This window comes from Bradyrhizobium sp. Tv2a-2, assembly GCF_000472425.1.
Classification (GTDB): domain Bacteria; phylum Pseudomonadota; class Alphaproteobacteria; order Rhizobiales; family Xanthobacteraceae; genus Bradyrhizobium.
In genome coordinates, this window is sequence record NZ_AXAI01000032.1 from 1 (window position 1) to 14,213 (window position 14,213).

Here is a 14,213-nt window from a genome sequence, read left to right on the forward strand (position 1 = left end):
ATCATTCCGTTCATGCCGGAGGGCTGGGACGTCGCCGCGGGAGGTTTCCCCGCAATGACCGGCAACGTACCCTTCCTGATGAAGGATGTCGTTCTTCTCGCTGTTTCGTTCTACCTCCTGAGGCAGGACGTTATTCGCCTGACGCAGCAATAGGGTGACACTCTGCTGATGGTGATGCGTCGCCGGCGAGCTTCCTGCTCGCCGGCGATTGCGCGTCCGCGAATGCCAATCCGGACCACTCCGATTTTTGCGGCCCATCGTCGCGGCGCGCGCCGGACCAACTCATTCCGCTTCGGAATGGAGCCGGTCGGCAGCCCGGCAGCCCGGCCTCTCCTACGCCGCAAGCTGGGAACGACTCCACAGTTATTCTCACGCTCACCGATCGGTCGCCGCATCAAGGTCCCCCGCGGCGACGTTTGGCAAGATGGCTGCCAACTCCCCAGCCCCGCCTTTCCCTGCGCCGATAAGACGCGACGAACGGTCCCGACGTCACGTATTACCTGTTAGGCGCCGGGACCGTTGAGCGGGCGGCCAGGGGATGGGAGATTGCCCGCTGTCAACCAGGTATGTCTGGCAGATATGGGCTCAAGAGGTCGAACTCAACGTTGATACGACTCAGCATATCGCAGATTGCTAGCCGACACTCGTACTGTGATGTTGAGCTAACACAGTTCATCATCAGTGTGCGGCTGAGCCGCCGTAATCCATTTTGGTACGAGCGAGCATATCAACGCGCCCTGCGGACATTAAGCGCCTGAGCGACACCTCATAACATCGAAGCAATCAATCTAGCCATGGAGTGTCCCATGTCCGGCATCTCAACGGTCGACTTGGAATCCGTCATTGAAAATACAAAGCGGCTTTCAAAATTTAGCGCTGCACCGATCCCATCGCCTCGATCTCGACCCACGGCGCGGCGCCAAATGTGATGCAACGTCGGTGTCTCTAGCAAGAGTTTGGCAGGCAGCCACTGCTCCAGATCAAAAATGAGGGCGAGCATCATTGTAGAGATAAGAGTATCAGTCCGCTGAAAGCCACCTTGTCAGATCAGCCGCAGTGTTGAGAACTGTCTTTATGGACAGTGACAGGCGCGGCGCTCAACTCGAGAGGCTCGATCTAGCGGGCCAAAATGCGCAAGCTCGCCGTGCAACTCTTGCTCGATCCGAATGTGGCCGCGCTCGAATTTAGAAGGACCCTGTCCTTCTCCGATCGCAATGTCGAAATACAGATCAGGCGCGACCGACCTGCAGTTGCATAGATTGCGGCGCAGGCGCTCGTCTGCTCAGCGACGGAGGCCGTCTTCACACTGCGTGCGCGGAGCACGCCCGAGGAGTTCGGGTGCCGGTCGCTCGCGGAACGCAAGACCTCCGCATTGTATGAGCATTCGCCCGTGACGAAATCCACCAACGCTACGACCTGGACCATGACCGATTCGTTTACATCGATCCCAAGCTCACTAGGCATAGGCCATTGGGAGAAAATCGTTGCTCACCTCGGCAATCCAGGCGGAGTCACTGCCCGGCAAGGCGTCCCCTCGATCAAGCCGCCCTGAACTAACGCCTCGCCCTGCGCCGCGATCTGATCGATTGGCATCGCGGCAGTCCACGATTTACTCCAGGACCAGCTGTCCGAAGGATCTTGCTCAGATCTCGCGCAGCCGAAGCCTACCCGACCTGACGCCGAGCCGGCGGTCAGTGTCCAGGCAGGGGTGATGACGGGCAGAGAATGTGGCGCTCGCCGTGTCCGCCGGCCTATTTCTTTCCCCTTCTCCGCCCTGCTTAGAGCGCGTTTGTAATCCAAGCTTATCGTGAACGAGAACCTTGCAGCGCCCCCTCGTGCTGCGAGGGAGGTTCGTTGCGTCGGGTGGAGCAAGCGTTGCGTACCGAATTGTTCTTTCAGCGCAAGCTGCGCCGCATGGTTATTGCGGGCGCCATCGCTGGTCCCGTGGCGCTGGCACCCCAGATCAGTTCGGCCGAAGGTCTGCTCGATTTCTTCTTCGGCGGCGGCCAGAAGCAGCAGCACCAGAGCTCGTTTTTTGCCAATCTTTTCAACAACAATCCGCAACCCTCACCGCCGCAGCGGCAGGTTGTCGCAAGTTCTGGACCTGCCTTCTGCGTGCGCAGCTGCGACGGCAAATATTTTCCGCTGCTGCGCGGCGCCACCTCGCCGGCGCAAATTTGCCAGGCCTTCTGTCCGGCAAGCCCGACCAGAGTGTTCTTCGGTTCCAACATTGATAACGCCTATGCTGCAAGCGGCGAACGCTACGCCGATAGCGAAAACGCCTATGCCTATCGAAAGGCACTGCGCGCCGACTGCACCTGCAACGGCCACAATCCTGCCGGTCTTGCGCCAGTCGATCTTGCGCTGGACGGGTCGCTGCGTCCGGGCGACGTGCTTGCCACCACCGACGGGCTCGTCGCCTATTCCGGCATAAGGGTTGGCAACGACCAGACCCCTGACTTCACGCCGGTGGCGTCCGTTCCGGGCCAGACACCGGAAGTGCGCGCCCGCACGACGGCCGAATCAGGGTACGCCACGCCTCCGACGTCCACGGCAAATGTCCGGCGGTGATGAACCGGGACCTCAGGCCAGCCAACCTGTAATTGCACGGCGCCCACGTCGGCGTTGGGCCCAAAACGCGACTTCGCGGGGATGACAGCTTGTGGCGCGCCCCCGAGCTGAACTCCAGCCAGTTCACGAGCTTCAAGCCGACATGCTTCGATAGTCCCGCGAAAGGCGTCGGCCAGCGGCCGAAGCCTTGCTTCTTTGCCGCGTCGATTGTCCGGGTGAAGGGTTCCATCCAATCAGGCTCTGCTTACGTGATCCGAGCTTAGCGAACACATCACGGTGATCTGACGGTCGTTACGAGACCTTTAGTGCTATCCTACCTATCAGGGCAGGCTCTCAGTGCGCTGGAAGAGCCATGTCGGACAAGCGAGGAGGTCTGCTGGCGGGAGGCGGAACGCTTATCGCGTTGGCAATTGCCGCGGTGATGTTGCTTAGCGCTAGCGGACCCACCGCGGCGCAGTTCTTCAATTTTGGCGGATTTCAGCAGCCGGCGCCGCAACGAAGTAACGGCTGGTTCGGCGGCGGCTGGTTTGGTAACGACACGTTCAGTCCGTTTCGCCGCCGCGAGCCTCGGCCTCGATGGGATAGACGGAGGGCCTCGACGCCGGTGCGCGAGGATTTTTCAAAGGCCCCGCCGCCTGAGAAGCGCGACACAGTGCCTAAACACAACGTGCTCGTGCTTGGCGACGCCATGGCCGACTGGCTCGCCTACGGCCTTGAGGACGCCTACGCCGAGCAGCCCGACATAGGCGTGATCCGGAAGGTGAAAACCATCTCCGGCCTGATCCAGTACCAGTCCAAGGGCGCGCCTGCCGACTGGATGACCGCTGCAAAAGGCATCATCGCTACCGAGAAGCCGGACGTGATCGTGGTGATGCTCGGCCTCAACGACCGCATCCCGCTCCGCGAGCCGGCGCTAGAAAAAACTGACAAGAACAAGAGCGATAAGGACAAGAAGACCGAGAAGAATGCGCGCAAGCCGGCGGTCGACTCGAAATCGGCAGGGGATGGCGATTCCGCGGCCAAGCCAGACGACAAGACCGCCACCGACGTCGATCTACCGCAGGACGATGCTGAGGCCCTGGCACCCGAGAAGGCCGCGCACTCACCGAATGGAATCTACCAGTTCCGCGACGATCGCTGGGTCGAACTCTACGAGAAGAAGATCGACGAGATGATCACGGTCTTGAAGTCGAAAGGCTTGCCGGTGGTCTGGGTCGGATTGCCCGCGATCTCCGGACAGAAGAACACCGCGGACGTGCTGTTTCTCGACGCGCTCTACCGCGACGCCGCGGGTCGCGCTGGAATCACCTATGTCGATATCTGGGATGGTTTCGTGGACGAGGCCGGGCACTTCATGCAGAAGGGCCCCGATTTCGAAGGCCAGGTCCGCCAATTGCGTTCTGATGACGGCGTCTATTTCACCAAGCCCGGCGCGCGCAAACTCGCCCATTATGTCGAGCGCGAGGTCACCCGACTGCTCGCCGCGCGGTCCGGACCGATTGCGTTCCCTACCGAGCCTGCGACCCCCGACTCCAAAATAATCCCTGGTCAGCCCGCGCCGCGACCGCTCGCGGGGCCAGTCGTGCCGCTGGTCGCGCCGACCATTGCCAGCGATCACTTGCTCGGCGATCGGGGGACGCCGCCGGCGGCGGGCGACGCGCTTGCCGCCCGGGTCATGATAGAAGGTGCGCCATTGTCGCCGCCCGCCGGACGTGCCGACGATTTTACCTGGCCGCGCCGCGAAGTCGAACAGGACAAAAGTGAGACGCCAGTGACATCGGCATCGGCCAATGGAATGCACGATGCTCGCGCCCAAGCGACAGCGCCACCATCGACAAAGCCCAAAAAGCATAGTCGCTAAGATTGGTAGGCGCGAATGCAGGCCGCACGACCTCTTCGGGAATGACCTTCCCGCGGCAGGCGCATAGAAGTCCCAAGCCGGCCGAACGCTTGCGCCAAGTTGGCCCTAACGCCGTCGGGGGAGGCATGGCAGCACGGCAATAACTAGCTCGAATTGGCTCGGCTAATGATAGCTGGCACTTCGGTCAGCCGCGCCGGTCTTGGTATTTGTGCCGGTCTTAGCATTTGTAATGCAATATCTAGCCTTGCACCGCCCAGTATTGCTGCCACGACGCGCGTCGCTTGGTCCCGACAATGCCGACAGAAAGCCGACTACACACAGCGCAACTAATGCGCAGATCGCAAGGCGTATTGCACCTTGCAGCATGAGTCGTCCAAGTTCGATGCCCACCCGCGTCCTCGAAAAGCCATTGCCCCATCAAACTTATCTCCAAAAATCCTTAAATCGATCTTGAGATAGTTCGGCGACCCGGCCAGTGCGCGCGACCATACGGACGAACCCAGGGGACGGCCTTCCAAAACGCGACTTCGCAGGGAGGGCGGCTTCTGGTCCAGAGCGCTTGTCCGAGGAAAGCCCGGGGTCAACCGACGGCCGGTTCTCGCCCGGCTCTTCGACGCTACGGTCGCCGCCGATCGCTATTGCTCGCTTGTGCGAACAGCATCCGGTCAAAATGCGGAGAACTCAACATTGCAAGCCTGAGGCGCGGCGCCACTTGGCTGATGGGCCAGAACCGGCCCGCAGCCAGAGGCTATTTCTCGGCTACCGTTGACAGGACTGCGCGAGGGAGATCCGAAGCCGATTCCACCAGCTGGTCCGCGCCGGCCGTTTCAAGCTCATCTCGGCTACCATATCCCCAAAGCACACCAAGACTGCGCATCTTAACCGCGTGCGCGCCGATGATGTCATGTCGGCGGTCCCCGACCATGAGACTGCGCGAAGCCTCTAGATTTTGTGTGGACAGGATGTGGGCGAGCAATTCTGGTTTGTGATCCAGCTCACCGCCCGGCACTGAGCCGTGGACGCCATCGAAGTATGGCGCCAATTCCAGGTGCTGCAAGATGCGACGCGCGAAAACTTCACGCTTTGACGTGGCCAGATAAATTCGCAATCCGGCCCGTCGCATGTCCCGGAGGGCGTTGACAATTCCCGGATAAGGCGCGCTTCCGAGCAGGCCGCTTTCGCCATAGTGCTCTCGATAGGCCACCACGGCCTCGCCGACCCTGTCATCACCGTAGGACCGCAGCAAAACCTGCATCATCTCTTCGAGCGGAGGCCCAATGAAGCGCTTCACATCGATCGCTTCGTCTGGTTTGTGTCCAAGCGCACACAGCGCCGCCAAACAGCTTGCAGCAATGCCGGGCTTCGAATCAACCAACGTGCCGTCGAGGTCAAGAAGCACGGTGCGGATCGTGGCCATGATCGAAGATAGCGACCGGTAAACGATTGGTAAACGGCCGTTTGGTTCGATGTGCGCGTTAAGTCGGAAGCCGGCATGCAAGCCTGCTTCTCCCGAGCGAACTCACTTTATGCTCGTCTCGGCCGAAATCAGCTCCCTGCCCTCTGCGCTGATGGTCAGCCGGACCCGGTCGCCGCTGATGCCGGCGGGAATCGCCGCCGCAATGCGGTTGCCTCGTTTGGGGTCGGCCTTCACGTCGTCGTCAAGCAGCACGGCCTCACCGCGCTTCAATGTGATGTGCAACGGCGTTGCCGGTTCGAGGCTAATGAATTGAACGGTGACACTACCCGCTTCGGCCGCAAGATTGACCAGGATATTGTCGTTGGCATCGGTCACGTTGCTCATGCCGACGGTCGGGCTGTAGGTTTCGGAAACGGAGACTTCGCCAAGCGCAGGAAAGTCGGCGCTGTGGAAGAACTGATCCGACACGCCCGCCCATAATTCGACATAGGGTTGCTGTTCGCGCGGCGCCTTGCGCGAGTCGGCTTCATTCGTGAATGAAGGAAAGCCCCAGGTCCACATTTTCAGGCCGCGCGTGATCCTGTTATCCGCGATGCGGATGATCCCCTCCTCGTTGTCATGGTTGATCACGCCCCAGAAATTTCCGCCCTGCATATCGGGCGCGGCATAGGCGATGCCGAGCGCTGGCCAGTTCCTGAAGTAGCGCAACTTCTCGAAGCGGCGCATGCCCGCGCCGGCGCTTGCATCGCCTTCGGCGATATCGGCCGACCAGGCGGGCGTGGTGTAGGTCTCGATCGGCCCGATGATTTCGGCGCCGCCGGTGGTTCTGGGATTGTTCGGATCCGATCCCGGCGCAAGCGTGGTGCAGGTCCAGTATTCGTATTGGATCGTCTCGCGTTGCGGATTTTTCAGCACGACACGCGCGTCGAGCGCGGCACGGCCGGCTTTCAGCGTGACAAAATAGGTCGCTTCGATGCCCGTCGAACCGCGTCTGAATTTTGGCGGGGCCGCAGCAAAGGCGAAATCGTCGGTGAGCGACATCGCCACCATCACCTCGTCGTCGGTCTCTTTCACCACCTTGAAAGCCCACGGCTTCAGCCAGGTCTTGCCATGCTCGGGATCCGGAAAAGTCGGGAAGATGCCGCCATAGACCATCAGCCAGTCGTAGTAGAAATTGCCGGCGCCGATCCCATAGGGCACGCCGACCTCGGTGCGATAAAGCTCCTCATGGCCGGTCGGCTTGTAGATGATGGACAGAATGCGCCCGCCGAATTCCGGCACCAGCGTCACCTTCAGATATTTGTTTTCGAGCACATAGGTCTTGAACGTACGGTCGACAATCGTCTTCTCGTCCAGCGAACCGCGAACGAAGCCGTTCTGCGCGTCGGTCGCGTATTTGACCGTGCTCCACGTGATCGCGGACTCCGAGAGAGAGACGCGGTCGGTCGATGCCGCTTGCGCGAGGGCCGGAAACGCAGAGACCGTCCAAAGCATGGCAAGCCCAACGCAAACGCTCTTACGCAATGAAACCTGAATTGCCATTTTACCCGCCTAATGTCGCTCGCCCTGCAGGACTTTCCCCCGCTGCTTCAGTGTCAGTGAAACTACCTTGTCGCCGGCGTCGCGGGCAAAATCGATTTCGGCGGCGACGGACTCCGCGACGAAAATATCCTTGTCGACTGACGACAGTTCGAGCGATGCCTGGTTGGTACCCTGCACAAAGAGCTTCGCGCCTGCAGCGAACACACGCAGCCCGAAGTTGGGCGTCAGCGGATAGCTGCCGATATAGTCCATGAGCTGCGCTTCAGTCGGTGTCCATTTGCTCGCGATCGCCAAGGGAAGACCCATGCGCTCGGCCTCGCTGGCGCCGCCAAGCTGAAACCAGGTGAACGTGTAACTCCCGTCCGCCTTGCGCTTTGGCCGCAATAGCGCATCGAATTTGAGCGGATAGAAGTCACCCGCACTGTCGTAACCCATCTCGAATTCAGGCTGACCATCCGCCTGGATGGTTAATCCGCTGTCCTTGTGCCGCAACTCTATGCCGAGACCGCCCTGCAAGCGATACTTGCCGACGATTGCGTCGATCAGCTTGGCGTCGGCCACAGCAGCCAGACGCGGCGCGCCAGCAGGAGCGGACGGATCAAGCAGGTGAAGGCCGAGCGATCCTAGGCCACCGAGCGACGTGAGCGCGGTATCGCTGAGCAGGACCACGGCCCGTTTCGCCGTGCGATCGAATCCGGCGAAAGACGAGTAACCGCCGGTGCCGCCCTCGTGGAAGATGCGTGTGTGTCCGTTCATGGTGGACAGATTCCAGTTCATGCCCATCCTGTGGCCGCCGATAGTGGCGACCAGGTCCTGCGTTCGGGCCAACGCCGGCGTGATCGCGCTGTCGCGCGTGCCAAGCTCGCCCTCGAGATATCGCAGCATGTCCGGCAAGGTCGCTCGCACGCCGCCGACCCCGGCCATGTCAGGCTGAAAATCCCAGGGGATCGCAGGTGCTCCGGTGGACAGGTGACCTTGGGCCAAATGAACCTGTGGTGGACGCTGGGCCACATAAGTCTCGCTCATCGCGAGCGGAACGAGAAGGCGCTCACGCAGCAATGTCTCGTAGTCCTTGCCGCTGCGCTTGGCGAGCGAATAGGACAGCACGATCATCGCGAAATTCGAATACTCCCATTTCGAGCCCGGTTCGCGCGTCAGCTGCGTCGCGGCCAAGGCATCAAGCAGGTCGCGCTCGGTCGCGTGCGCATAGGGGTTGTTGGTGTCGGGCGCGTGGTACTGGGGCGGGATCGCCGGCAGCCCAGAGCTGTGGGTCACGATTTCGCCGATGGTGATGTCGTGGCCGTTGAACGAGGGCACGCTCGTTCCCGGCGGCAGCAGCTTGGCGATCGGATCATCGAGCGCGACTTCGCCGCGCGCGATGAACTCGGCAAGCAACGCCGCGGTCATCGTCTTGGTGACGGAGCCGATTTCGAACGCCGTATGTTCATCATACGGCCGCTGTGAATTCGGATTAGCACAATAATAGGCAGTCGCGATTGCGCCGTCGTCGATCACGCCGGCCGCGACACAGGCACCCGTGCGATCGCCCTTGAAGCGCTGCTCGAGTGCCGCATGCACGTCGCCGTTGGTGATGGCAAAGGCCGGCGCCACGTAAAGCATGGCGACTGAAGCAAGGACGAGCTGCGCTCTCATGGTCTTGGCGATCCTCCGCCAGAACGACAGTGCCACCTCGGTTGAGCGTGGGCGTACATTCAAGTCGATCCCGCCGCATACTACTATGCTTAGGCATCAAAGCGGTAGCTTCGGACTTGTCTCAAAAGAGCGTGAGGAGCCCGATATGGACGCGGTGTCCGCGACGCTCAATCCTGGCCGTCTTCCGCGAGCAGAAAATCGAGCATCATTTCCTGTTGTGCCTGATACATGTCGGTACCGGTCGCCGTGACGCAACCGGCCTTGCGCGCGGCTTCGATGAACGGCGAGACCTCGGGCCTTGTGATTGCGCAACCGCAATAGGCTGATGGCGCTAGCCTGGTGACATCGACAGGCAGGGGATCGCCCGCCTGCATGCCGGCCGGTGTTGCATTCGCGACCAGGTCGTAGCCACGAGGATCGGCTGTGCCTATCCTCACTTGCGCCTTGCCCAGCGTGTTCAGCCGCTCGATCAGCCCGTCCCGTCGCGCAGCCTCGTTGTCGTGGATTGCAAGCTCGCTGACGCCGGCGTCGATCAACGCCAACGCAATCGCTGATCCCGCGCCGCCGGCCCCGACCAGAAGCGCGCGCCTGTCCTTGATATCGATGCCCTTCGCTCTTGCCGCGCCGACGAAGCCAAGCCCGTCGATCATGTCGCCATGCCATTTGCCGTCTGCGCGGCGGCGCATCAGGTTGACGACGCGGAGGAAGCGCGCGCGGTCGCTCGCGCCGGCGCACGCCTCGTAGCACACGAATTTGTGCGGAATGGTCGCCACGATGCCGTCGAGATTCTTCAGCCGCGCCGCAACCGAGAGGAAATCATGCACGTCCGCGACTGCGACCTGAACCGGAACGAGGATCGCGTCCTGGCCTCTCGCGGCAAAGGCAGCGGTGACGCCGCCAGGTGCGCGCGCCTGGGCGATCGGATCGCCGATGATGACATAGAGCCTGGTCGCTCCGGAAAGCGTCGGCATCATCTCGAACTCACAGCTCGCGCAGGCCGCACCATTCGGCGACGAACAGCGCGATGGCAAGCGTGGTGTTGCGGACGCTTTCAAGCTCGACGCGCTCGTCGAAGGCATGCGGGCCGATGCCGCTCGGGCCGTAGCACAGCGCAGGCATGCCCTTGTAGTAGCGGGTGTCGTTCACTGCCGTTGACAGCCGGTCCTCCATCGGCTTGCCGAACACCGATTGATGGGCAGCGGCGAGCACGGCCTCAGCCTCGCTGCCGGGCTCGCACACGGAGGGATCGGCCTGGAAACCGCTCCAGATCAGCTCGGCGGGATTGTCCCTCAAGAATTCGTCGGCCGCTTGTGCATCCGCCAGACATTGCTCGATGCCGCGCATCGCCTGCTCCGGTGTCTCGCCCGGCAGCAGGCCGATGCGGCAGTCGACGTCGCACCAGGCGGGTGTCGAGCTCGCCCAATCACCGCCCTTGATGATGCCGACATTGAACTTGATCGGACTCTTCACTTCGCCAAACCAGGCATTCTCGACCGCCCTGGCGTTGAGCGCCTTTGTGTAGTCCTGGAAGGCGCGCACCAGATGCATGGCCGAGAGAATCGCGCTGGTGCCGGTCTCGGAATAGGCCACATGCACGGGCGTGCCGCGCACGCGCAGGCGGAACCAGATGGCGCCGACCTGCGCCCGCGACAGCGTGTTCGCGGTCGGCTCCGGGATCAGGCAGGCGTCAGCGCGATAGCCGCGGATGATGGTAGAGAGCGCGCCGTTGCCGGTGCTCTCTTCCTCCGTCACGGTCTGAAGATGGATGCGGCCATCCGGCGCGAAGCCGGCGGTGCGGATCGCGTCGAGCGCAAAGATCATAGCGGAGACGCCGGCCTTCATGTCCTGCGCGCCGCGGCCCATCATCCAGCCGTCCTTGATCACCGCCGCAAAAGGCGGCGAGCTCCAGAGCTCCGCGGGGCCTTCGGGCACCACATCGATATGACCCTGCAGGATCAGGCTGCGGCCCTTCACTTGACCCTTGTCCTGCGGCTCATAGGTCGCAACAACCTGGTGGGAGCCTTCGAGCGGAATATCATCCATCGGCGCGGCCTTGGGATGACTTGCAAGGTCGATATCGGCGAGACTGAACTGATCGACCTTGTAGCCGCGTTCGCTGAACTGCTTCGCAAGCCATTGCTGGATGGCCTGCTCCCTGCCGCGCAGGCTCGGGAATTGGACCATGCGCCCCAGGAAGGTGACCTGATCCTCGAAATTGCGATCGATGGCCTCGCGCAACCGCTCCGCCAGATCATTCGGCCTGCCCTTCATTACGCCAACGCCTCCATCGCGCTCAGTCCTATCTCGATCAGCCATATCCCAATCAGCCATATCCCAATCAGCCATATCCCAATCAGCCATATCCCAATCAGCCATGTCATGGCCACATGTCCTCCGGCGCATAGCGCCGAGCCCTTCATCCTACCGGTGATCGGGCCATAAATCATCCCACGAGGCGACATCAATGGCGACGTCGCTCTTGAAGCTCGCGGCAAAGCAAAGCCCGTGCCGCAGGACCATTGACCTCACGTTAATCCTTCGCGATGATCGGCGGGACGCAATCCGGAGCGATGGATGAACGAGCGCCCTGCGACCTGGAGCCCACACAGCGCGCATTGGGGCGCATTTTCCGCGCGCTGGGACGGCACGACGCTCGACGTCACGCCCTATGAGCACGACCCGGCGCCCTCGCCGATCCTCGAAAATTTCACCAATGCACTGCGGCACAAGGCTCGCATCCTGCGACCCATGGTGCGCAAGACTTGGCTCGAGGGCAAGGCGCGCGGGACACGAGATTTCGAACCCGACTTTGTCGAACGCTCCTGGGACGAGGTGACCAGCCTGCTCGCGGCCGAACTCGCTCGCGTGCGGAATGAGTATGGCGGCGGCGCGGTGTTTGGCGGCTCCTATGGCTGGTCCAGCGCCGGACGGCTTCACCATGCGCAGAGCCAGGTGCATCGCTTCCTCAACATGGCGTTCGGCGGCTATGTACGTTCGGTCAACACTTACAGCGCAGGTGCATCGGCGGTGATCCTGCCGCATGTCATGGGCGGCTATGAGAACCACTCGCGGCGCAACGTCACCTGGGACCAGATCGTCGAGCACACCGATAACGTGCTGGCCTTTGGCGGCATGGCGCTGAAGAATACGGCGGTCGCCAGCGGCGGCCTCAGCCGCCACATCGAGCGCGACGCCATGACGCGCGCCGCGCGGCGTGGCACGAAATTCTTCTGCATCAGCCCGCTGCGCGACGACCTGCCTGATGAGGCCAATGCGACCTGGCTGCCGATCAAGGTCGGCACCGACGTGGCGCTGATGCTGGCGCTCGCGCATACGCTTCTTTTCGAAGACCTCTGGGACAAGGCGTTCGTGGCGGGCTACTGCGAAGGCTTCGGGCCGTTCCAGCTCTATCTGCTCGGGCGCGACGACGGCACGCCAAAGGACGCGGCATGGGCGGCTGGCATCACCGGCATGTCGGCTGCGGCGATCGTCGATCTCGCGCGCCGGATCGCGCGCGGCCGGACGCTGATCGCGGTGTCGCACTCGCTGCAGCGTGCGCAATATGGCGAGCAGCCGGTGTGGATGGGCGCGGTGCTGGCGGCGATGCTCGGCCAGATCGGTCTTCCCGGCGGCGGCTACAATTACGCACTCGGCTCGCTCGGTCACACCGGCCGGCGCGTCAACGCCGTTCCGATACCGACGCTGCCGCAGGGCAAGAACGAGGTGCGGGACTTCATTCCCGTCGCGCGGATCAGCGACATGCTGCTCAATCCAGGTCAGCCGTTCGACTACAACGGACAGTCGCTGCGCTACGCCGACATCAAGCTAGTCTACTGGGCGGGCGGCAATCCGTTCCACCATCACCAGGACATCAACCGCCTGCGCCGCGCCTTCAACATGCCGCAGACGGTCGTGGTGCATGAGAGCGCGTGGACACCGACGGCGAAATTCGCCGACATCGTGCTGCCCGCGACCATGACGCTGGAGCGCGACGATATCGGCGCCTGCGCGACCGATCCGCGCCTGATTGCGATGCGCAAGGTCGCGGATCCGATCGGCGAAGCGCGCGACGATTTCGACATTTTCGCGGACCTGTCGCGCAAGCTCGGCGTGGAAGAGGCCTTCACCGAGGGACGCAACAGCCGGCAATGGCTTGCCCATCTCTATGAGCCGACGCGGCGGGCACTAGCAGAAGGCGGCTGGGACGCGCCCGATTTCGAGGAATTCTGGCAGCGCGGCGAGCTCATCCTGCCGTCCGATCCCGACGATGGCGGTTCGTTACGCGCCTTTCGCGACGATCCCGACAGGAACAGATTGCCGACGCCGAGCGGCAGGATCGAGATCTATTCCAAGACCATCGCCACGTTCGGCTATTCCGATTGTCCGCCGCACCCGGCTTTTCTGCCGTCGACCGAGCCTGCATCGCAGCGCCATCCGCTCACGCTGATTGCGAACCAGCCCTCCACCCGGCTGCACAGCCAGCTCGACTTCGGCGCCTATAGCCAGTCCAAGAAGATCAGGCAACGCGAAGCGGTGCGTCTCAACCCGGTCGATGCCGGACGCCGTGGCATCAAGGACGGCGATATCGTTCGCCTGTTCAACGACCGCGGCGCCTGCCTTGCCGCAGCGATCGTATCTGATGACGTGATGGCCGGCGTCATCCAGCTCTCAACCGGCGCCTGGTATGACCCGGAGCCGGGCGGGGAGCCAGAGCCAATGTGCGTTCATGGCAATCCCAACATGCTGACCCGCGACATCGGCACATCGCGGCTCGCACAAGGCTGCTGCGGTCAGGTCACCGTGGTCGAGTGCGAGAAATTCCCAGGCAACCTTCCGCCGGTTCGCGCCTTCGATCCGCCAATACCGCTATAGCGCGGCCGCCCGGGCATTGCACGCCCCGAGCGGCGGCGGACCTTGATCAAAGCGGTTAGTTACAGGGACTCGGCGGGACCATCCATGTCGAAAACGTCTGCCAGGCGCCGTCGCCGCCAAGTCGCTGGTAGGCCACGAAGTCAGCATCATCGCCGTGCACCAGTTCATAGCGATATAGAGCTTGCTTTCCAGATTTCTTCGTCATTGCACTTCTCCATGATGAGGCATTGACCTGTGCATTGACGTAGTCGCAGCGCAGCGCTCATCAATAGAATGACCGCTGTCATCTTATCACTT

Annotated in this window: 10 protein-coding genes; 4 read left to right on the plus strand and 6 right to left on the minus strand. The window is 62.1% G+C overall.

Annotation, left to right across the window (positions count from 1 at the left end; genetic code table 11):
• The first annotated feature begins 12 nt into the window (after positions 1-12).
• The 3 genes from A3AI_RS46790 to A3AI_RS0137150 all read left to right on the plus strand — a co-directional run bounded on the left by A3AI_RS46790 (position 13) and on the right by A3AI_RS0137150 (position 4,432).
• Positions 13-153 (plus strand): DUF417 family protein, encoded by a 141-nt coding sequence (locus A3AI_RS46790; RefSeq protein ID WP_349509696.1) that lies wholly within the window; start codon positions 13-15, stop codon positions 151-153.
• Between the two features lie 1,761 nt (positions 154-1,914).
• Positions 1,915-2,571 (plus strand): DUF2865 domain-containing protein, encoded by a 657-nt coding sequence (locus A3AI_RS0137145; RefSeq protein WP_024520372.1) that lies wholly within the window; start codon positions 1,915-1,917, stop codon positions 2,569-2,571.
• Positions 2,572-2,923: 352 nt separating this feature from the next.
• Positions 2,924-4,432: an SGNH/GDSL hydrolase family protein gene (locus tag A3AI_RS0137150; RefSeq protein WP_024520373.1), complete on the plus strand. Its 1,509-nt coding sequence runs from the start codon at positions 2,924-2,926 to the stop codon at positions 4,430-4,432.
• Positions 4,433-5,180: 748 nt separating this feature from the next.
• Here A3AI_RS0137150 and A3AI_RS0137155 read toward each other — a convergent pair.
• The 5 genes from A3AI_RS0137155 to A3AI_RS0137175 all read right to left on the minus strand — a co-directional run bounded on the left by A3AI_RS0137155 (position 5,181) and on the right by A3AI_RS0137175 (position 11,315).
• The gene (locus A3AI_RS0137155) at positions 5,181-5,849 is read right to left on the minus strand and encodes an HAD hydrolase-like protein (RefSeq protein WP_024520374.1); all 669 of its coding nucleotides are present in this window, start codon (positions 5,847-5,849) and stop codon (positions 5,181-5,183) included.
• A gap of 102 nt (positions 5,850-5,951) precedes the next feature.
• Positions 5,952-7,391, minus strand: a complete 1,440-nt coding sequence (locus tag A3AI_RS0137160) for a DUF5107 domain-containing protein (RefSeq protein ID WP_024520375.1) — start codon at positions 7,389-7,391, stop codon at positions 5,952-5,954.
• Between the two features lie 9 nt (positions 7,392-7,400).
• The gene (locus A3AI_RS45600) at positions 7,401-9,044 is read right to left on the minus strand and encodes a serine hydrolase (RefSeq protein WP_051382672.1); all 1,644 of its coding nucleotides are present in this window, start codon (positions 9,042-9,044) and stop codon (positions 7,401-7,403) included.
• A 167-nt stretch (positions 9,045-9,211) separates the two neighbouring features.
• Entirely contained in the window at positions 9,212-10,018 is an 807-nt protein-coding gene (locus A3AI_RS0137170; RefSeq protein ID WP_024520377.1) for a shikimate dehydrogenase family protein, read from the minus strand.
• Between the two features lie 7 nt (positions 10,019-10,025).
• Positions 10,026-11,315, minus strand: coding sequence for an ArgE/DapE family deacylase (locus A3AI_RS0137175; protein WP_024520378.1), 1,290 nt, complete (start codon positions 11,313-11,315; stop codon positions 10,026-10,028).
• Positions 11,316-11,618: 303 nt separating this feature from the next.
• Here A3AI_RS0137175 and A3AI_RS0137185 point away from each other — a divergent pair, with 303 nt between their 5' ends.
• Positions 11,619-13,916, plus strand: a complete 2,298-nt coding sequence (locus A3AI_RS0137185; protein WP_024520379.1) for a molybdopterin guanine dinucleotide-containing S/N-oxide reductase — start codon at positions 11,619-11,621, stop codon at positions 13,914-13,916.
• Between the two features lie 55 nt (positions 13,917-13,971).
• Here the strand turns inward: A3AI_RS0137185 and A3AI_RS49025 are convergent, their stop codons facing one another.
• Positions 13,972-14,121: a hypothetical protein gene (locus A3AI_RS49025; RefSeq protein WP_198030328.1), complete on the minus strand. Its 150-nt coding sequence runs from the start codon at positions 14,119-14,121 to the stop codon at positions 13,972-13,974.
• Positions 14,122-14,213: the final 92 nt, after the last annotated feature.

What these genes read in the sequence shown, in the direction of transcription:
- A3AI_RS46790 (WP_349509696.1), top strand. Translation starts at nt 13, where the DNA reads ATGCCGGAGGGCTGGGACGTCGCCGCGGGAGGTTTCCCCGCAATGACC.
- A3AI_RS0137145 (WP_024520372.1), top strand. Translation starts at nt 1,915, where the DNA reads ATGGTTATTGCGGGCGCCATCGCTGGTCCCGTGGCGCTGGCACCCCAG.
- A3AI_RS0137150 (WP_024520373.1), top strand. Translation starts at nt 2,924, where the DNA reads ATGTCGGACAAGCGAGGAGGTCTGCTGGCGGGAGGCGGAACGCTTATC.
- A3AI_RS0137155 (WP_024520374.1), bottom strand. Translation starts at nt 5,849, where the DNA reads ATGGCCACGATCCGCACCGTGCTTCTTGACCTCGACGGCACGTTGGTT.
- A3AI_RS0137160 (WP_024520375.1), bottom strand. Translation starts at nt 7,391, where the DNA reads ATGGCAATTCAGGTTTCATTGCGTAAGAGCGTTTGCGTTGGGCTTGCC.
- A3AI_RS45600 (WP_051382672.1), bottom strand. Translation starts at nt 9,044, where the DNA reads ATGAGAGCGCAGCTCGTCCTTGCTTCAGTCGCCATGCTTTACGTGGCG.
- A3AI_RS0137170 (WP_024520377.1), bottom strand. Translation starts at nt 10,018, where the DNA reads ATGATGCCGACGCTTTCCGGAGCGACCAGGCTCTATGTCATCATCGGC.
- A3AI_RS0137175 (WP_024520378.1), bottom strand. Translation starts at nt 11,315, where the DNA reads ATGAAGGGCAGGCCGAATGATCTGGCGGAGCGGTTGCGCGAGGCCATC.
- A3AI_RS0137185 (WP_024520379.1), top strand. Translation starts at nt 11,619, where the DNA reads ATGAACGAGCGCCCTGCGACCTGGAGCCCACACAGCGCGCATTGGGGC.
- A3AI_RS49025 (WP_198030328.1), bottom strand. Translation starts at nt 14,121, where the DNA reads ATGACGAAGAAATCTGGAAAGCAAGCTCTATATCGCTATGAACTGGTG.